General features: G+C 66.0%; 15 protein-coding genes. 4 read left to right on the forward strand and 11 right to left on the reverse strand.

Translation table 11 applies throughout. The features are described 5' to 3' along the window. The first annotated feature begins 15 nt into the window (after nucleotides 1-15). Complete coding sequence (locus MUN85_RS05610) at nucleotides 16-669, forward strand: GNAT family N-acetyltransferase (RefSeq protein ID WP_250505779.1); 654 nt, start codon at nucleotides 16-18, stop codon at nucleotides 667-669. Here the strand turns inward: MUN85_RS05610 and MUN85_RS05615 are convergent. The 3 genes from MUN85_RS05615 to MUN85_RS12695 form a co-directional block, all read right to left on the reverse strand. Beyond that, a complete protein-coding gene (locus tag MUN85_RS05615; RefSeq protein WP_250505780.1) occupies nucleotides 666-1,556 on the reverse strand; it encodes an aldose epimerase family protein in 891 nt (296 codons plus the stop codon). The two genes, MUN85_RS05610 and MUN85_RS05615, sit on opposite strands and share 4 nt — an antisense overlap. Beyond that, a complete protein-coding gene (locus MUN85_RS05620) occupies nucleotides 1,553-3,922 on the reverse strand; it encodes a four-carbon acid sugar kinase family protein (RefSeq protein WP_250505781.1) in 2,370 nt (789 codons plus the stop codon). The genes MUN85_RS05615 and MUN85_RS05620 overlap by 4 nt, the downstream gene beginning before the upstream one ends. A gap of 65 nt (nucleotides 3,923-3,987) precedes the next feature. Further along, a complete protein-coding gene (locus tag MUN85_RS12695; protein ID WP_348647951.1) occupies nucleotides 3,988-4,575 on the reverse strand; it encodes a TetR/AcrR family transcriptional regulator in 588 nt (195 codons plus the stop codon). Between the two features lie 107 nt (nucleotides 4,576-4,682). Here MUN85_RS12695 and MUN85_RS05630 point away from each other — a divergent pair, with 107 nt between their 5' ends. Next, nucleotides 4,683-6,221, forward strand: a complete 1,539-nt coding sequence (locus MUN85_RS05630; RefSeq protein WP_250505782.1) for an MFS transporter — start codon at nucleotides 4,683-4,685, stop codon at nucleotides 6,219-6,221. A 19-nt stretch (nucleotides 6,222-6,240) separates the two neighbouring features. Here MUN85_RS05630 and MUN85_RS05635 read toward each other — a convergent pair whose 3' ends face one another. Both MUN85_RS05635 and MUN85_RS05640 read right to left on the reverse strand, forming a co-directional pair. Next, nucleotides 6,241-6,927 (reverse strand): DNA-3-methyladenine glycosylase, encoded by a 687-nt coding sequence (locus MUN85_RS05635; RefSeq protein ID WP_250505783.1) that lies wholly within the window; start codon nucleotides 6,925-6,927, stop codon nucleotides 6,241-6,243. Further along, nucleotides 6,915-7,958 carry an LLM class flavin-dependent oxidoreductase gene (locus MUN85_RS05640; RefSeq protein ID WP_250505784.1) on the reverse strand — a complete coding sequence of 348 codons (1,044 nt, stop codon included), beginning with the start codon at nucleotides 7,956-7,958 and terminating at the stop codon, nucleotides 6,915-6,917. Before MUN85_RS05640 ends, MUN85_RS05635 begins: the two co-directional genes overlap by 13 nt. 123 nt (nucleotides 7,959-8,081) lie before the next feature. On the opposite strand from MUN85_RS05640, the gene putP reads away from it, so the two are divergent. Continuing rightward, a complete protein-coding gene (putP, locus tag MUN85_RS05645; RefSeq protein WP_250505785.1) occupies nucleotides 8,082-9,617 on the forward strand; it encodes a sodium/proline symporter PutP in 1,536 nt (511 codons plus the stop codon). 71 nt (nucleotides 9,618-9,688) lie between these two features. On the opposite strand, the gene MUN85_RS05650 is transcribed toward putP, so the two are convergent. From MUN85_RS05650 to MUN85_RS05670, 5 genes are all read right to left on the reverse strand, one after another. Beyond that, nucleotides 9,689-11,071, reverse strand: coding sequence for an amidase (locus tag MUN85_RS05650; protein ID WP_250505786.1), 1,383 nt, complete (start codon nucleotides 11,069-11,071; stop codon nucleotides 9,689-9,691). Nucleotides 11,072-11,087: 16 nt separating this feature from the next. Then, nucleotides 11,088-12,461: a GntP family permease gene (locus tag MUN85_RS05655; RefSeq protein WP_250505787.1), complete on the reverse strand. Its 1,374-nt coding sequence runs from the start codon at nucleotides 12,459-12,461 to the stop codon at nucleotides 11,088-11,090. 27 nt (nucleotides 12,462-12,488) lie between these two features. Continuing rightward, nucleotides 12,489-13,376, reverse strand: coding sequence for an NAD(P)-dependent oxidoreductase (locus tag MUN85_RS05660; RefSeq protein ID WP_250505788.1), 888 nt, complete (start codon nucleotides 13,374-13,376; stop codon nucleotides 12,489-12,491). A 23-nt stretch (nucleotides 13,377-13,399) separates the two neighbouring features. Next, complete coding sequence (locus MUN85_RS05665; RefSeq protein ID WP_250505789.1) at nucleotides 13,400-14,836, reverse strand: four-carbon acid sugar kinase family protein; 1,437 nt, start codon at nucleotides 14,834-14,836, stop codon at nucleotides 13,400-13,402. Nucleotides 14,837-14,950: 114 nt separating this feature from the next. Next, the gene (locus MUN85_RS05670) at nucleotides 14,951-15,643 is read right to left on the reverse strand and encodes a FadR/GntR family transcriptional regulator (protein ID WP_092562502.1); all 693 of its coding nucleotides are present in this window, start codon (nucleotides 15,641-15,643) and stop codon (nucleotides 14,951-14,953) included. Nucleotides 15,644-15,726: 83 nt separating this feature from the next. On the opposite strand from MUN85_RS05670, the gene MUN85_RS05675 reads away from it, so the two are divergent. After that, nucleotides 15,727-17,163 (forward strand): patatin-like phospholipase family protein, encoded by a 1,437-nt coding sequence (locus tag MUN85_RS05675; protein WP_250505790.1) that lies wholly within the window; start codon nucleotides 15,727-15,729, stop codon nucleotides 17,161-17,163. Here the strand turns inward: MUN85_RS05675 and ddaH are convergent. Continuing rightward, on the reverse strand, nucleotides 17,160-17,936 hold the full coding sequence (gene ddaH, locus MUN85_RS05680) for a dimethylargininase (RefSeq protein ID WP_250505791.1): 777 nt from the start codon (nucleotides 17,934-17,936) through the stop codon (nucleotides 17,160-17,162). The two genes, MUN85_RS05675 and ddaH, sit on opposite strands and share 4 nt — an antisense overlap. Nucleotides 17,937-17,945 lie beyond the last annotated feature (9 nt).

The raw sequence follows: 17,945 nt of genomic DNA on the forward strand, positions 1-17,945 counted from the left end.
CCGTAGGATCGTCCTATGGAGATGACCGCATCTGATTTTGAGGCGCTCGTGCACGATATCGTGCTGCCGGCGTTCCCGGCGAGCGAGGTGCTGCCGGCCGATGAGCTGGTGGCGGCCTTTGCGCGGGGCGATCTTGCTGTTGTCGCTGATGAGCAGCGACGCGGGGTGGCGATCGGGACGCGCCCGAGCGATGACGTCATGCTGCTGACGTGGCTCGCCGTCGGGCCGGCGGGGCGCGGGCAGGGCGTGGGAAGCGCGCTGGTGCGCGCGGCGCTTGCCGAGTGGCAGGAGCGTTTCGATCCGCTGCTCATCGTTGGCGAGGTGGAGGATCCGGCCTATCACGCGGGATCGGCGGCGACGGGGGACCCCGCGGCGCGGCTGCGGTTCTATCAGCGGCTGGGCGCCCGGCGCATCGAGCTGCCGTTCGTCATGCCGCGGGTCGCGCCCGATCAGCCGCGCGTCGATCACATGCTGCTGCTCGCCCTCGGCGGGCGGGCGCTGCAAAGCGAACATGCGCTGCAGCCGCGCGATGAGCGGGCGATCGGGCCCGCGCTTGAGCGGTTCTTGCGCGCCTACGTGGCGGCCTCCGGGGAGGAGCGCGTCGACGGGAGCTATGCGGACGATATCGAGGCGATGTTCGCCGCCGCGCCGAGCGCGCGCCTCGGCTAGATCGCCGAAATCGAGCAGGCCAGGCTGAGGTGCTCGCGCGCCTGCAGCACGTCCGGCGCTAGATCGCCCGATGCTAGGGCGTTGAAGGCGCCGGGCGCGCACGTCATCGGCTCGATCGCCACGCCGTCGCGGTTGTCCGGCCCCGGCCGGTCGGAGGTAAAGACCTGCAGCCAGGGTGCCTCGGTGATAAGGCGCACCCCGTGCCCGTCGCGCGCATCGCGCAGCTCGATGACGCCATCGAGCGGGTCCGTGTAGGCGGTATCGAGGCTGACGCCCGCGAGCGAGCGCGCCTCGCGCAGGTCGGCCGGCCCACCATCGAGCGGCGTGAGCTCGCCCGGCAGCATGCGTTCGCCCACGCTCGGGTAGAGCGTCGCGTAGGGAATGCGCGCCGTGAGGTCATCCACGCGCGCGCCGCCCACCGTCAGATACGGGTGGAAGCCGAGGCCGATCGGCGTCGGCCCCGCCATCGCATACGCCGTTAGCACGACGTCCAGCCCGGCATCGCTCAACCGGTACGTCGCCTCGAGCAGCACCTGGTGCGGGTAGCCGTCCTGCGCGGGAATTTCCGCGACGAGGCTCAGCGCGTCCACTTCATGCTCGACGACGGTAAACGGGCTCCAGCACGCGAGGCCGTGCAGCGCGTGGCCGCGCTCCGGCTCGGTGATCGCGAGCTGGTGCTCGACGCCGCCAAAGCGGTAGCGGCCGTCGATGACGCGGTTGGGCCAGGGCGCGAGCAGCGCGCCGCGATAGTAGGGCCGGATTTGCTCGCTCGGGAACGGGACGATGAGGTCCTCGCCGCGGTAGGTCAGCGAGGCGAGCGATCCACCTACGCCGCTCACCGTGGCGCGGTAGTCCCCCGCCGCGATCTCGTGTGCAGGCCACATCATAGCTCGGGCTCCAGGAGGTTAATGATGGCGGAATCGTCGGCCTCGCCGAGGCCGGCGCGGCTGGCAAGGAGGAACATCTGCTCGGCGAGGCCCGCAAGCGGCGCCCCGACGCCCGCATGGTAGGCCGTTGCCGCGACGATCCCGAGGTCCTTCGTCATGACGGCCAGCGGATTGTGCACGCGCGCACCGCCCGCCATCCGCTCGGCGCGCTCCGTCGTCACGAACGAGGCCGTATCGGCAAGGGCGAGGAAATCGACGACGGCCTCGCGCTCCAGCCCGAGGGCGCTTGCCAGCGAGAGAGACTCCGCCGTGGCGAGGACCTGGACGCCCGCCAGCAGCTGGTTGACGATCTTCATGGCCTGGCCATCGCCCGGCGCGGTTCCGACGTGCACGATTCGGGCGGCGAGGGCGTCGAGCACCTCGTGCGCGGCGGCGAGGGTGGCGGCCTCGGCGCCCACCGCGATGAGCAGCTCGCCGCGACGGGCGCGATCCGGCCCACCCGAGACGGGCGCATCCAGGAGGTGGATTTGGCGCTCGGCGAGACGTTCGGCGAGCTCGCGGGCCTCGGCGACGCCGATGGTGGAGCACAGCACGACGATGGCGCCCGCGGGCAGATGCTCGACGAGGGCGTCATCAAATAGCGCGCGGGTCACCTGCTCGGCGTCGCGCAGGTTGAGCAGGACGAGGCTCGCGCCGTCGACGGCCTCGCTGCCGGACAGGGCCGTTGTTACGCCGTGGGGGCGCGCGAGTTCGATGCGGGCCGGGTCCACGTCATAGCCGACGACGGAGAAGCGTTCCGCGAGGCAGGCGGCGATCGGCAGGCCAGTCGCGCCGAGGCCAATGACGGCGAGGTGCTTGCCCGGCGATGCGGCGCTGGTGGATGTGGCGCTGCCGGGCGATGCGCTGCCGGGGGCGAGCGGCGTGCTCGTCGGGGCGACGAACGGGGCCGGGCGGGGCGGGATGGGGACGTTCGCGGCGATGTCGACGACGTCAGCGAGGGACTCGTCGTCGCCGATCGAACCCGCGTACACCGCGAAGGGAACGCCTTCCGCTGGGCCGGATTCCGCCTGCCACAGCGAGACCGCGCCCGGCAGCAGCGGGCCGCGCACCCAGGCGCGGCGCACGCCGAGGGCGCGGGCGACCGTCGTGGCGATGGCGCCGCCGCGCGAGACCACGAAGCGCAGCGGCCGGGCCACCACGATCCCGCGCACGATCGCGAGCAGGCCCGAGGCAATGCGCTCATCGAGCGAGTAGTCGGCATCGCCCGAGGAGCCCTCGCGCGAGAACCGCAAGACGACGTGCTCATCGGCCTGGGCGGCGCGCGCGATGACCTCGTCGATATGCATGGCGCGCCGCTGATCGATGAGCGCCGGGAGCTTGATCTCGACCTCGCGCAGCCCGCGCCGGCGCCGCAGCGCCCGCAGCTGGCGGTAGGTCAGCCCGCTCGCCTTGCCGACGATGACGAGCCCGTGCTTGGCGCCCTCGGCCTTGCCGCCCTCGCGCAGCGCCTCGACGTCGGAGGCGCGCAGCGGCGGCGGGGTGTCCTGGCCGAGATAGGCGCGGATGAACTGCGGCGCGACGCGGAACAGGAAGCGCCGGCCGCGCTCCTCGGCCGCATACAGCGCGAGCGCGAGCTGGCGCAGATCCTCCTCGCATACCGCGTCGACGACAACGGGGATGCCGCCGGAGGCCTGCAGCAGCAGCTCGGGCGCGGCGCCGGAGCGCAGTTCGGCGAGCGTGATGCGCACGACCTCGGTGATACGCCCGCCCGTGCGCTGCTCGATCCACTCCGGAATCGAGGAGGTATCGAAGCCGAAGACGGGATCGTCGGCAAACTCGGTGGCGGCGACGGGATGGTAGAGCTCGCCCTCGCCGCGCACGTAGTGGGTGGAGTCCACGGTGATGCGGCCCGCGTCGGGAAATGCGGGGCAGATGATGAGGGCGTCGATCTCGTGGCCGGCGTCGGCGGCAAGGCAGGAGGCGACAACGTCGGTCTCCAGCGGGTAGTGCCCGCGCAGCGTCGAATCGGAGCGCAACGCGAAATCGATATCGACGCCGAGCTCGGCGGCGGCGGCGAGCGCGGCGCGGGTGACGTCGAAATCGCGGTCTTCCGTCTCGGCGGCGCTCATCGCGCGCGTGCCCGTCATGACGTGGATGCCGGGGGCGCCGGTGGCAAGGGCCCAGCGCAGGTCCTCCACCGACCACGCGGTTGTCACCGGGAGATTCGCGATGGATTGCGTGCCGGAGGCGTGATCATCGAGGACGACGAGTTGGCGGGTGCGGCCGGTGCGCGCGTGCTGAACGTCGCGGGCGGTGACGGCGGGGGCTGCGGGGTAGGGCGCGAGTAGCTCGGATAGCGTCGGCACGAGTGGACTCCTTGTAGCGGTATCGCGTCCATTATGCCCGCCGGGCCTGCCCGCGGCCTGGGGCCTTAGGCCATGGCGTGGGGGCGCCCGAGCGCGGCGCGCAGCAGCACGAGCGTTGTTTCCGTCACCTCGGCAAGGTCCGCTCCGTCGACGACGGCGCGGGCGGCGGCATCGATCATGCCCTGGACGAGCTGGGCGGCGAGGGTGGCGTCGGGCGCCTTGCAATCCTGGGCGATGGCGCGCAGTGGCGCGAGGAGGCGTTCGTGCCACTCGCGCAGCTCGTCGCGATGGGATTCGGGGATGGCGCTGGAATCGGCGAGGCCCGCGCAATAGCCGGTGGCGGCCGAGGCGAGCGAGGTGCGCACGTAGGCTTCGATCTGCGCCATCGGGCCGGGGCCGGCCTCGGCGATGGCGGCCTCGAGGTCGTGCACGGTTTGCGCCATGAGGTGCTCGAGGGCGCCGATGAGCAGATCGGCGCTGGAGGGGTAGTAGTGGTAGACAGCCGTGCGGGAGATGGTGGCGCGCTTGGCGACTGCGGCGGGGGTCAGCGCCTGCGGGCCGCCCTCGATTAGGAGGTCAGCGGCCGCTTGCAAGACCTGCTCTTCGCGCATCGCACGATGCTCGGCGACCGTCGACGCCTCAATCTTCGGCACGTTGCCTCCTCGAGTTGGGTATATCGCATTCTAAGCCGTCAGCGCGCATCTTTTCTGACAGGGCGCCAGAATGTTATCGTCAGCATGTCGATAAGAAGGAGACGGCGATGGCTAAACGTTGGTGGGCGCTCGCGGCGATTGCGCTGGGCGTCGCGCTCGTCATTATGGACGCGACTATCGCTAACGTCGCGCTGCCCGTCGTCATTCGCGAGCTGGGCCTGACTAGCTCGGACGCGCAGTGGGTTAACGCGATCTACTCGCTCGTCTTCGCCTCGCTCATCATCACCGCGGGGCGCGCGGGCGATGTGTTCGGGCGGCGCACCATGGCCGCCGGCGGCCTCGTCATCTTCATGGCCGCCTCGCTCGCGGCCGGCAGCGCGAACGGGCCCGGCTTCCTCATCGCGGCCCGCACGATCCAGGGCATCGGCGCCGCCTGCGTCCTGCCCGCGACGCTGTCCAGCATCAATGCCATGTTCCGCGGCAAGGACCGCTCCATTGCCTTCGCCGTCTACGGCTCGATGATCGGTGGCATGGCGGCCGTCGGCCCCCTCGTCGGCGGCTGGCTCGCGACCGAGGTGACGTGGCGCTGGGCGTTCTGGCTCAACATCCCCTTCGGCCTGCTCGCGCTCGCCGGGCTGCTCGCCTTCGCGCCGAACACGCGCGATGAGCGCTCCCAGGCGTCGTTCGACGTCCTCGGCGTCATCCTCGCCTCGCTCGCGATGGGCGCCATCGTCTTCGCCCTCATCGAGGCATCCAGCTTCGGCTGGTGGCGCGGCGCCGACGGCGCGCTCTCGCCCATCACGCCCACCCTCATCGCGGGCCTTGTGCTGCTCGCGGCCTTCGTCGTCGTCGAATATCGACGCGATCGGGCGGGCAAGCCCGTCCTCGTGCACCTGGCGCTGTTTCGGGTGCGCAGCTTCAGCCTCGGGGTGAGCACGGCGTTCCTCGTCTCGCTTGGCGAATTCGGGCTGCTGTTCGTGCTGCCCCTGCTGCTGCAGGGCGCGCTCGGCTACGACGCGCTCGGCACCGGCTGGCTCATGATGGCGCTCGCGGCCGGCACGTTCGTGGCCTCGGGGCTGGTCCCCCACCTCGTGAAGTCCTGGGGCAAGACGGCCGTCATTCGCGTCGGGCTCATCATCGAGGCCGCGGCCGTTGGCGCGTTGGCGCTCGCGACGCCGGCGTCCGCGCTCGTCATGGCGATCGCGCTGTTCAGTTACGGGGTGGGCGTCGGCCTTGCAAACGCGCAGCTGACCGATACGACGATGCAGGACGTGCCCGTCGAGAAATCCGGCATGGCCTCCGGGCTGCAGACGACGATTCGGCAGCTCGGCTCGGCGATGGGCATCGCGGTGCTGGGCGGGCTCATGATCGGCCAGCTCACGACGCACACCGAGCAGCGGCTGACCGATGCGGGCGTGCCGCCGGCACAGGTGGAGCAGGTGTCCACGGCCGTGCACGACTCCGTCGGCGCCGCCATTCCGGCGATTTCGCAGCGCTCGCCCGAGGCCGGGAAGGCCGCCGCCGATTCGCTCATCGACGCCGCGCGGCTGACCGTCGGGATCGGTGCGGGCATCCTGCTGATCGGCGTGGCGGCGTCGTTTGCGCTGCCGGCGAGCCGTCGGGAGGACGAGGCTGCGCGCACTTAAGCGCGCACTACCGGCAGTATCACTGCCGAGGAGTTCTTCGCGCAGCAGGGCGGTAGGCAGAGACCGTCGGATCGCCCTTGAGCGCGAACCGCCAGGGATAGCGCTCCGCCTCGCCGCCCGGCCCCGCAACGCCCGTGCGACCCGTCGTGACATACGCATCAGGGGGCTGCGTCGGCAGCCAGAGTTCGTATGGGTTGCTCAGCGGTGCGCCATCGTCGGCGCGGGTCAGGCCGAGCGCCGCCGCGAGATTGCCCGGCCCGCGCGCGAGCTGCGCGTCGGGGATAAGCGGGCCAGACGTGCCGGCATCCCGCGGCGTGCGGGCGGGCCGGGATGAGCGCGCAGTGCGGGCGAGGCGCAGCTCGATCCGGCGCGCGCGGGCCACCTCGATCCCCTCGACGATCTCGCCCGCCCGCAGCAAAATCGCCCCGACGTCGCCCTCTTCGTGCGCGACGATGTTCACCGCGTGATGCATCCCGTAGGAAAAGTAGACGTAGATATGCCCGGGTTCGCCCGCCATGACGCGGGTGCGCGGCGTGATCCGCCGGTAGGCATGCGAGCCCGGATCCGCCAGGCCGCAATAGGCCTCGACCTCCGTGAGCCGCACCGCCACGTCGGCGACGCGAAACACCCCGCCGAGCAGCCGCGGCGCGAGCGCGACCGGGTCGTGCGAAAGATCGGCGGGCGTGGCCCGCGTCAGCTCTGCCATGCCTCGTCGAGCATCTCGTAGGAGCGGATGCGCAGCGCAGGGTCGAAGGTGTAGGTGGCGGTGATGAGCTCGTCGAGGTCAAATTCGGCGATGAAGTCCTCCAGGTATGAAACGACGGTGGCGGGCGATCCGACGGCGGCGATCGAGCGGGATTGCGTCAACAGGTTCGTCAAGCGCGGATCGAGGACGTCGTTGAGATCGTGCACGGGCGGTTGGATGGGCCCGAGTCGGCCGGTGCGGATCGCGGCCTGCAGCTGGATCGCGGAGGTGTAGAGGAAGGCGGCCTCCTCATCGCTCGGGGCGACGAGCACATTGACGCCGGCCATGACGTAGGGCTCCGGGACCTGGGCGGTCGGCGCATCGGCGTTGAAGTAGCGGCGGTAAATCTCGATCGCGTCGCGCATCTGGGCGGGCGCGAAGTGCGAGGCGAAGGAGAACGGTAGGCCGAGGGCGGCCGCGACCTGGGCGCCGCCCGTCGAGGAGCCGAGCATCCACAGCGGGACGCGCGTATCATCGCCCGGGATTGCGCGCACACGATCGAGCTCCGGGTTCACATAGCGCGCCTGCGCGGCTGTGACATCCTCATCGCCCCGAGGGTGCCCGAGATACTGGGCGAGCTCGGAAACGTCGGCGGCAAAATCGCGCAGTTCGGCCCCGCCGCGTCGCAACGCCCGCGCGGTGGCAGGGCCGGTGCCCGGCGCGCGCCCGAGCCCGAGGTCGAAGCGATCGCCGTAGAGCGTTGCGAGCGTCCCGTAGTATTCCGCGACCATGAGCGGCGCGTGATTGGGCAGCATGACGCCGCCGGCCCCGAGGCGGATGCGCGAGGTGTGCTCGGCGAGGTGACCGAGCAGGAGTGACGTCGCAGACGATAGGAACGTCTCCGAGGAGTGATGCTCCGCCATCCAGTAGCGCTGATAGCCACCGCCGTCGGCCGTGATTGCCAGCTGGCGGGTGGCCGCGAGCGCCTCGGCGCGGGTCATACCCGCGGAGACGGGAGCGAGGTCAAGGATTGAGAGCGGGACGCGAGTCATACTTCATGCCTAACCCGTATGTTGCGGAATGGCAACATCGCCCACAGGTGCAGAAAAACTCGGTAGGCTCAAGGCCAACCCGGCATCCCCTAGCCGGTTTTCGATTTCTGCGAAGGCGGTTCCATGTCTGAAACGACAGCGCAAGCCATAGCCCTGATCATCTACTTCGTCGGGATGATCATCATCGGGCTATGGGCCTACCAGCGCACCGATGATCTCGACGATTACATGCTCGCTGGGCGCAAGCTGCCGCCGACCGTAGCGGCCCTGTCCGCGGGCGCCTCCGACATGTCCGGCTGGCTGCTCATGGGCCTGCCGGGCGCGATCTACTCGCAGGGCCTCGTGAGCTTCTGGATCGCGATCGGCCTGACGATTGGCGCCTACCTCAACTGGGTGTTCGTCGCGCCGCGCCTGCGCACCTATACCGAGGTGGCGCGCAACTCGATCACGGTGCCGTCCTTCCTCGATAACCGGCTGCGCGATAAGACGCGCATGCTGCGGATCGTTTCGGGCATCATCATCTTCGTCTTCTTCACCTTCTACGTCTCTTCCGGCATGGTCGCGGGCGGCAAGTTCTTCGATTCGTCCTTCGGGATGGACTACCACCTCGGCATGGTTCTCGTCGCCGGCATCGTCGTGCTCTACACCCTCATCGGCGGCTTCCTCGCCGTGAGCTGGACCGACCTCGTCCAGGCCCTCATGATGGTGACCGCGCTCGTCATGATCCCGATCGTTGCCATCGCCGAATACGACGGCGGCGCGGGCGATCTGTTCAACAAGGCCGCCGAGGTCAACCCCCTGCTTTGGTCGATGCTGACGGGCACGACGGTCATCGCCGTCGTCTCCAACCTCGCGTGGGGCCTCGGCTACTTCGGCCAGCCGCACATCATCGTGCGTTTCATGGCGCTGCGCACCGCCCACGACGCGAAGGCCGGGCGCCGCATCGGCATCGGCTGGATGATCATCTCGGTCGTCGGCACCGCGCTCGTGGCGATCGTCGGTCTCGGCTTCTTCGCCGGCCAGGGCGAGGAGCTCGCCGACCCGGAGACGGTGTTCATCGCACTGTCGCGCATCCTGTTCCACCCGATGATTTCCGGCTTCCTGCTCGCGGCCGTGCTCGCGGCGATCATGTCGACGATCTCCTCGCAGCTGCTCGTGACGTCCTCGGCGCTGGTGGAGGACATCTACAAGGTGTTTTCTAAGTCCTCGCGCCAGCTCACCGAAAAGCGCATGGTTCTCTATGGCCGCATCGCCGTGCTCACGACCGCCGTCATCGCGGCGCTGCTCGCATGGGATCCGGGCTCCTCGATCCTCGACCTCGTGGGCTTCGCGTGGGCCGGCTTCGGCGCCGCCTTCGGGCCGATCATTCTGCTCGCCCTGTTCTGGCGCAAGCTGACCTACCAGGGTGCGCTCGCCGGCATGATCGTTGGCGCCGTCACCGTCGTCGTGTGGGGCAAGTACCTGTCGGGCGGCATCTTCGACCTGTACGAAATCCTGCCGGGCTTCCTGTTCGCGGGGCTCGTCGCCTACTTCGTCTCGAACGCGACGTACACCGAGAATCCGGAAATTCTCGCGGAGTTCGAAGAGGCGCGGGAGCTGGCAGCGGCCGGCGGCTCGCTGAGCGCTGAGGAGCGCAAGGCGCGCTCCGTTAACCGCTAAGACGCGAAAGCGCGGCGTCCCCGAGCTGGGACGCCGCGCTTCGTATATCGGCTAAGGACACGAGTGCCCGTTTAGCAGGGAGGCGTACGGCGATGCCAATCAGTCACGCCTTGATAGCTTGCACCGAGCTGGACCAACGTTGCCTCACTGAGAGCACCGCCAACCAGCTGAACCGATACCGGAAGTCCCTCCTCCGAAAAACCACCAGGCATCGTGATCGTTGGAATCTGGCTCATAGTAAAGGGCACGGTGAATCGATGGATATCCGAAATCTTCTGCTCGTCCATGTCGACCATGTCACTGGCTAACGGAGCTTCAAAGGGGAGTCCCGGGATCAAAAGCGCATCGACTTTTCCGATAGCGTGCTTCACCTTGCCGGTGAAGTCCAACCGCCGGCGGATGAGGTTTTGATACTCGAAGGCTGAAAGCGAAAGCCCAAGATCTAGCAGCTCCGTGAGCGCCCCTCCATACGACTCACGATGGTCCTTAAACCAGTCGTGAGTCACATGGGCGGCTTGCACTCCGCATACCTTGAACCAGTCGTCGATAATCACTGTTGGATCAGGGAACTCAATCGGAACGATCTCAGCACCAAGCTCCGCAAAGACATCAATGGCGTCGAACAGTGCTTGCTGCGTGGCTGCAGTGACCCCCTGAAGTCCCCATTCGAGATCGATACCGATCGTCGTCCCCTGTAATCCTCCTGGCCTAATCGAGGAAAACTGTGGGACTGGGGCACTCAGAGAAGTTGGATCCGCTGCGTCGTAGCCGGCGATTGCTTCAAGCATCAATCCCGTGTCGATAGCGCTGCGCGCCATAGGGCCAACATGGTCAAGCGTCGCCGCAAAGTCCCACACCCCACTGCGACTACACCGTCCCCATGTAGGTTTCAGGCCTGTCGCTCCGTTGCATGATGCGGGAATACGAATCGAGCCCCCCGTATCGGATGCAAGTGTGCCGAAGGCCAAGCCTGCCGCTGTAGCGACGCCACTTCCACTCGACGAGGATCCGACCCACCGATCCTTTGCCCACGGGTTTTTCGGCGTCGTAAACGGCGGGATGTGCTCGGAGTAGACTCCTTCCGTGAGATTGAGGCGCCCCACAACAATGGCGCCTGCTTGCTCGAGACGCGTGACGACGGTTGCCGTGGATTCCGCGACTTTCCCGACCCGACTCGGCATTCCTAATTCGAACGGCTGGCCAGCGATGCTGTAAATATCCTTGACAGCCACCGGGATCCCGTGCAGGGGTCCCCGCCACTGTCCGCGCTCTATCTCAGCCTGAAGTTTCTGTGCTACGGATAGAGCACCATCATGATCGACGAATACGTAGGAATGAAACTCCGAATCCATCGAATCAATGCGATCAAGAATTCCCTGAGTTAATTCGACAACGGAGAGCTTACGCGTGCGGATCAGATGGGAAATCTCACTAATACTCTTGAAAAACATCATCGTCTCCTAGACAAATCTACATCCCTGGCAGGACGCCAGAGAAGAGACTCAAAACGAAAATCATTGCGAGAGCCGTAAGCCCTGCCAGGGTGCCGCCAGCGGTCCACGTTTTGAGGGTTTCCGGCACGGTCAGTCCGGAGAAGCGGTTGACAACCCAGAATCCCGAGTCGTTGGGAAGTGACAGGCCAATGCCTCCAGCGCAGATCGCCAGGCCGAGCAATAGTGGCGAGACATCGAGACCGGAAGCAAGCGGACCGAGGACTGTGGAAGCCGTAATCAATGCCAGCGTAGTGTTACCCAAAGCCGCACGAAGGATCTGTGCGAACAGGAAGGCCAAGAGAATAATCGGCATGTTCCAGCCCTTCATGAGCTCCACAAGATACTCACCGACACCACTCGCGTTGAGCATCGCTCCGTAACCACCGCCAGCGCCACTAATGAGAATCACAAGTCCGCCATCGGCGATAGCTTGCGTGAACAACTCGTTCGGATCCTCGGTGAGGTATGGGCGGACAGCGATCCAGGTGACAACCACACCGATGAGCAGACCAATATTGGGGTCTCCGAGGAATGCGAGGAATCGCGTCACTCCATTGTCGAAGGGAAGCATGGTCATCAGCGAGCCAATAAGGATGATGACAATCGGAAGCAACAGAAGGACAAAGGAACGCGTCGTCGAGATTTCAGGTTTTGTTGCTACCTGTTGAGATCCACGTGAAGCCACGCTGTCGCCACCTGCGGCGACCTCTTCCTCGCTCCCTTCGCCGTATACCGCTTGCCCACGTCCAATCCATTTTGCGTAGAAAATAGCCGCAACAATAACGGCAGGAATGGCAACGATAATGGCATATCCAAGGAAAACCCCCAGGGGCACATTGACGTTGTAGGCAACGATGATTGGTCCCGGGGTCGGTGGGACCAGTCCATGCGTCGTGATCAGACCAACTGCCAAGGCGGTTGTCAGGGTCATCATCGAGATCTTCGCGGAGCGAGAAACGTTCCGAATGAGGTTGACCAAAATGATGAATGCGGCATCGAAAAATACGGGAATCGACACAAGGGAACCCGTCACCGCAACTGCAGCAGGGGCACCCTTCACGCCCGTTACTTTGAGCATCGCTTGGGCAATTTTCTGGATTGCTCCCGCGGAACCGAGAAGTTGACCAAACATGACTCCGAGACCAATGAGAATACCGACACCCGCTAATGAGGTACCAAATCCGCCGGTCATCGTTGAAATAACTTCATCAAACGGGAGCATTGTGGCGAGGCCGACCGCGAGTGTCGCCACGATCAAGGCCAGGAAAGGCTGCCACTTAAAGGCAATGATTAATACAAAGAGCAGGGCAATTGACGCTAAAAATACGAGTAAGAGTAACGATCCCGACATGGCTATTCCTTAGATTGATGAGGTCGATTAGTGGTTGGTTTCCGGAGCGACGACACGGATGATCGAGGAATCGTCCATCGCCCCCATGCCGTGTGCGACACCCAGCAGGTATTCCTGCTCGGCAGCAGCAGCCGTTGGGACTGCGAGTCCGGCATTCTTCGCCGTCGTCGTCACAATGCCCATGTCCTTGACGAAGATGTCGAGTCGGGACTTAACCTCAACTGGCTCCTCATCGTAGGCCTGCAGCATGCGAGTGCCTCGGTCCCCCAACATGAAGGAGGCCGCTGCCCCCGCCATGAGGGCATCGAGCGCCTGGTGAGTGTCGAGCCCAAGAGCCCGAGCGAGAGCAAGAGCCTCCCCCGCCGCAGCAATATGGATCCCGCACAACAGCTGGTTGACCGTCTTCATTGCTTGTCCCTTGCCGGGCTCGTCGCCGACGAGAACCAGTGTTGAACTCATCGCGTCGAGCACAGGCTTGGCCGCTGCCCATGCTTCCGGTCGAGCACCCACGACGACGAGGAGATCGCCATTGCCGGCACGAACTGGGCCGCCAGATACTGGTGCGTCAACTAAGTGGATCCCAGCTTCCTGAAGCAGCGGATCAACCCAGTCAATGGCGTCACCTCCAACCGTCGAGGTGAGAATGAGAGCGGATCCTGGCTCCATGACCTCCAGGATTCCGTCCGTGCCGATGAGGGCATCTTCGAGCTGAGCCCGGTTGCGAACTGCCAACAAGACGACATCAGAACCGCGGGCCGCCTCCCGCGCGGAGTCAGTCGTCGTGACTCCGGCAGCTGCGGCGAGACCGAGGCGTTCCTGCGAGATGTCATATCCCCGCACCTCGAATGATTGAGCGAAGTTCTGCGCCATGGGCAACCCCATTGCGCCCAGTCCTAGTACTGCGATGGTGGTCATGAAAAACTCCTAGATAGGTGGGATTAGAGACTGAGGGTGTCGACGACGGTCGCGAGCGAGGACTCGTCCCCGACATTTCCGGCGAACACGATGTAGGGAACTCCTTCGGCACGGCCGTCCTGGCCGGACCACATAGAGACGATCCCGGGAAGCATGGGGCCAACAACGAAAGCGCGACGGATACCGAGGCCCTTCGACGCAACGTCAGAGGAGGTAATTCCTCCCTTGGCGATGACGAATCTTGGCGTAGTTTGGGAGACAATGCCCTGGACGACGTCGACAACCGCAGCCGAGACTTGCCGCGAGATGCTGAGACTGTCGTCAGCATCAGCGCCCGTCACCAGGAGCCGCGACGTCCGCACGACGACCGTGTCTGTGGACAGACCCACCACTGCCTCGTCCACCAACGCGCCGAGATGCTCATCTCGCTCGGGCCCTAGAACCTTCGCAACGTCAATTTCGAGTTCAATCAGCGAGCGTGCGTCGCGGAGCGTGTTCAATTGGCGCGTCGTCAATCCAACGTGAGAGCCAACGACGACGAGACCGTGGGGAGATGGTTCGCGCCCACCACGAGCAGCTTCGATCTCCGCCTCCGTCAACGGAGCGTGAACCTCTTGACCGATGCGAGCGCGGACGAACGGCGGCCCAACACGGTAGATAAAGCGCGAGCCCGCGCTTTCTGCCTCGATCAGTGCCAACGACAACAGGCGCAAATCATCTTCGGTCACGATATCCACGACGATTGGCTGCCGAGAAGATGCAGACCTCAAAAGCCGGACTGTCTCGTCGCGATCAGCGCGCAGAACACTTAGCGGAATCGCGATGACGTCTGCAGCCAAAATTTCGCCATCCGTCTTCTCTTCAACCCAGTCCACGAGGCGAGAGTTGCGGTAACCAAAGGTCGCGTCCTTAGCGAACTCCGTTTCTCCGACCGGAACGAAGCCATCGGCAGCAGATCCTGCGTAGTGGACACCACCAACGGTGATCCGCCCTGCGTCGCCAAACGCCGGCACGATCAGGATTCCGTCAATTTTCTCGTGCGTAGCGGCTTCGACCTCTTCCGCTAAGACGTTCGGCTCAAGCGGGAAGTGTCCCCGCAGCGTCGAATCGGAACGCGAAACGAAGGTCACTCGTCGGTCCAATTCCTTGGCAGCGTCAAGGGCCGCGCGAACGACATCGCGGTTAATCTTCTCCGCGTCCGTTGCAGAAAGTGAGCGGGAATTCGTCATGACGTACACAGCGGGAGCGCCAGTCGAAAGAGCCCATCGCAGATCGGCTTCCTCCCACGCCGTGAGGACCGGGAGGTCGGCAACTGACTGGGTCCCCGTTGGATCGTCGTCGAGCACAATCAGTACTGATTGGGCGGGCGAAGCCGCATCGGCTTCGCGCACGGATGAAGCGCTAACAGTGACATCACGGGGATAATCAGCGAGCAGTTGTTCCAGTGTCTGCGTTGACATTCCATCTCCTTTGACCTTAGACCTCTGAGGTCTTGATCAGAGAGTAAGTGTCGCCATCGCGTCCTGTCAAGGGGGAGAACGACCTACGAGCGAAAAGTGCTCCAGGCTAGCGGGCTACTGAGCGAAGGTCTGCAGATCGTTGCGCGTTTGAGTCATGTGCTCCCGCATCGCTTTTTTCGCGGCTGCAGCGTCGCCGGACTCGATGGCGGCAAAAATCCGCCGATGATGGGCGGCAGCTCGTTGCCGCACTTCCGGCACCTGCGTCGTGAGTTGGCGCGATGATCTCAGGGCTTCTTCCAGCGGGTGCAAAATCGCGGCGACGAAGGGGTTGTGCGAGCCCTTGAGGACGGCCTGGTGGAAGGCAAGATCCGCAGCGACCGCGTGGTCGATGTCGTCGTCGAGGGATGCAGCATCGTAGGTATCGAGGAGTTCTCGCATTCGTTGCAGATCCTCCTCGGTGCGGCGTTCGGCAGCTAGCCCGCATGCTCCCACCTCGATCATGCGACGAACTTCGACAAGGTGCTCCCCCGCGAGCGCTGGCGGCGCGGTGCGGACGGTCCACCAAATGATCGACGCGAGATCGGTCCACTGTTCCGGGTCAGCGACAAACGTCCCGCGACCGTGGACGACGATGAGGACCCCACGTTCCTTCAGAATCTTGACCGCCTCGCGCATCGTCGGGCGCGAGACTTCTAGCCAGTGCGCCAACTCGTCTTCGGGCAGCAGCGCAGATCCGGGGACGAACTCACCGTCGGCGATTGCGTCGAGGATCCGGGTCACCGCGTATTCGACTCGGGTAGATGCCACGTTCTCGCTCCTCGTTTATCGCTCTTCCAGTCGATCGTATCGGCTGGCGACGTGTCATGTCGGGCCGCTCCTAGACTGGGGGTATGCAGACATGGCTTTCGCAGCTCGCCGCTAGCGGCGCGCGCGCCCTCAAGCGGCTCGGGAGCGAGCCGGCGCCGGTGCGGCGGGCGCTCGTGCTCTCCGGCGGCGGGGCGCGCTCCTCCTTCCAGATCGGCGCCCTGGCCCGCATCTACGAGTACGAGACCCTCGCCTTCGATACCATCGCGGGCACGAGCGCCGGCTCGATCCTCGGGGGCGTCATCGCCCAGCACGCCGACCCCGCCGGCCAACGCGCCGCCGTCGCCGAGTTGGAACGCCTGTGGACCGAGATGAGCGGGCCGGCCGATATGTTCCGCGAGCGCCCCTGGTTCTCGCTGCTGCAGCATCAGGCGCCCGTGTGGCAAAAGATCCTGCGCTCCGATGCTTCCGGCAGGACGCCGCGCACCATCGAGATTCCGGCCTTTAACTGGCCATGGAAACGCGAGGAGGCAAGCGAGCCCACGACGGTGCGGCTGCCCCAGCTACCGCAGGCGCTCACGACGATGTCGGACCTATGGGCCGTGGCGGGGCCCGGCTCGGGCTTCGATTCGATCGCGCGCGGGGCGCTGACTTCATCCTCGATCTTCACTCCCGGGGACCTCGTCGACCGCATCGTTGAGACCTTCGAACCCGCGCGCGTCGCCGCCTCCGGAGTGCGGCTGCGCGTCGCCGTCGTCGCCCTCGAATCGGGCGAACTGCGCTACGTCGATGAACGCGGCGAGCTGCGTGATCGCGCGGATCAGCCGCTTGGCGAGCGCGTCGACCTCGTGGCGGCGATTGCGGCCTCGTGCGCCATCCCGGCGGTCTTCGCGCCCGTCAAGCTCGGCGCAGAGCATTACGTCGATGGCGGGGTGCGGATGAACCTGCCGGCGGACATCGTCGCGCAGCACCTTGGCGCCGATGAGTGCATCGCGATTTCGTCGGCGCCGCAGGGCGTGCAGACGGCGGAGTCCTACGCGGAGTCGAATATTGTCTCGACGGTGGTGCGGTCCTCGGCAACGCTCATGAGTGAGGAGCTTTCGCGCCAGGAAGTAGCGCGCGCCCGTGCCGCCGGCATGACGATCATCGAGCCGCTGATGGAGGTGCACGATTCGATGACGGTGGAGCCGGGCCTCATCCGGATTTCGCGCGATTACGGCTATGTCCGCGCGGCGCAGGTGCTTGCGGGCGCGTCGCGCGAGGAAGAGCAGCTCGCGCAGCACCTGTTCGAGATTCGGCGGCTGCTGTGGGCGCTGCAGGCCGAGGCCGCCGAGGAGGCGCCGCGCATCGGGGAGGCCGCCGCGCAGATCGTGCAGGCGGCTAAGCGCTCCGCGCAGCGCGAGTCGCTCGGCGCCGACCCGGAGGCGCTCGCGGGCATGGTTCGCGATCTCACGCTCGCGCTGCCCGGCGCGACGCTGCCGCCGGGCAGTTCAACGTGGGGCCGGCGCCCGGAGTTCGATTAGTCCGGCATGCCGCGCAGCCGCACCGACAGGCACGTCACGCAGCCCTCGAGCTTTTCGTACTCGGAGATATCGACCTCGATGACGCGGTAGCCGCGCTCGCGGTAAAGCTCCGCGGTGCGCGGCGCGTCGGCCGCCATGAGGATCGTCTCGCCGTCCAGCAGCACGACGTGCGCGCCGGATTCTTCCGGCACGGCGAGGAAGTTCTCCCACACGCCCGGGTCGTCAACGAGCGGCTCATATCCGACGACGGTGCCGTCGGGCAGGGCGGTGACCGCCGATTTCAGGTGCAGCACCTTGGTCAGCGGCACGGTGACGACGCGCGCGCCGAGCGGCTCGAGATGCGCGGCGAGTTGAGCAATGCCCTCGTCGTTGGTGCGACCGCCGCGGCCCACCCACACGGTGCCGCCGAACTTCAAGACGTCGCCGCCATCGAGGGTGCCGGGCGCTTCGATGTGCGCGATGCGGTAGCCGAGCTCGCGCACCGCGGCCTCCGCGGCCGGCGTCTCCGGCTTGCGTTCATCGGCTCCCGGGCGCGCGATCACGGCCGTATCGCCGTAGACGACCATGGTGTCCTCGACGAAGACGGCGTCGGGGCAGTCGTCGGCGGGCGCGACCTCGTGGGTCTGCCAGCCCGCGTCGTGCAGCGCGGCGACATAGTCCTCCCACTGGCGCTTGGCGAGTTCGACATCAACGGGGCTGCGTTCGATATGCGTGACGAGACCGTCGGCCAGGCGCGGTGAGGGCCGACGGATGAGAGCGTGCTTCTTATCCATACCTCTATT

It is taken from the genome of Bowdeniella massiliensis, assembly GCF_023634005.1.
Taxonomy (GTDB): domain Bacteria; phylum Actinomycetota; class Actinomycetes; order Actinomycetales; family Actinomycetaceae; genus Bowdeniella; species Bowdeniella massiliensis.

Coding starts and splice junctions, on each gene's coding strand:
- MUN85_RS05610 (WP_250505779.1), top strand. CDS start 16: ATGGAGATGACCGCATCTGATTTTGAGGCGCTCGTGCACGATATCGTG.
- MUN85_RS05615 (WP_250505780.1), bottom strand. CDS start 1,556: ATGATGTGGCCTGCACACGAGATCGCGGCGGGGGACTACCGCGCCACG.
- MUN85_RS05630 (WP_250505782.1), top strand. CDS start 4,683: ATGGCTAAACGTTGGTGGGCGCTCGCGGCGATTGCGCTGGGCGTCGCG.
- MUN85_RS05635 (WP_250505783.1), bottom strand. CDS start 6,927: ATGGCAGAGCTGACGCGGGCCACGCCCGCCGATCTTTCGCACGACCCG.
- MUN85_RS05640 (WP_250505784.1), bottom strand. CDS start 7,958: ATGACTCGCGTCCCGCTCTCAATCCTTGACCTCGCTCCCGTCTCCGCG.
- putP (WP_250505785.1), top strand. CDS start 8,082: ATGTCTGAAACGACAGCGCAAGCCATAGCCCTGATCATCTACTTCGTC.
- MUN85_RS05650 (WP_250505786.1), bottom strand. CDS start 11,071: ATGATGTTTTTCAAGAGTATTAGTGAGATTTCCCATCTGATCCGCACG.
- MUN85_RS05655 (WP_250505787.1), bottom strand. CDS start 12,461: ATGTCGGGATCGTTACTCTTACTCGTATTTTTAGCGTCAATTGCCCTG.
- MUN85_RS05660 (WP_250505788.1), bottom strand. CDS start 13,376: ATGACCACCATCGCAGTACTAGGACTGGGCGCAATGGGGTTGCCCATG.
- MUN85_RS05665 (WP_250505789.1), bottom strand. CDS start 14,836: ATGTCAACGCAGACACTGGAACAACTGCTCGCTGATTATCCCCGTGAT.
- MUN85_RS05675 (WP_250505790.1), top strand. CDS start 15,727: ATGCAGACATGGCTTTCGCAGCTCGCCGCTAGCGGCGCGCGCGCCCTC.
- ddaH (WP_250505791.1), bottom strand. CDS start 17,936: ATGGATAAGAAGCACGCTCTCATCCGTCGGCCCTCACCGCGCCTGGCC.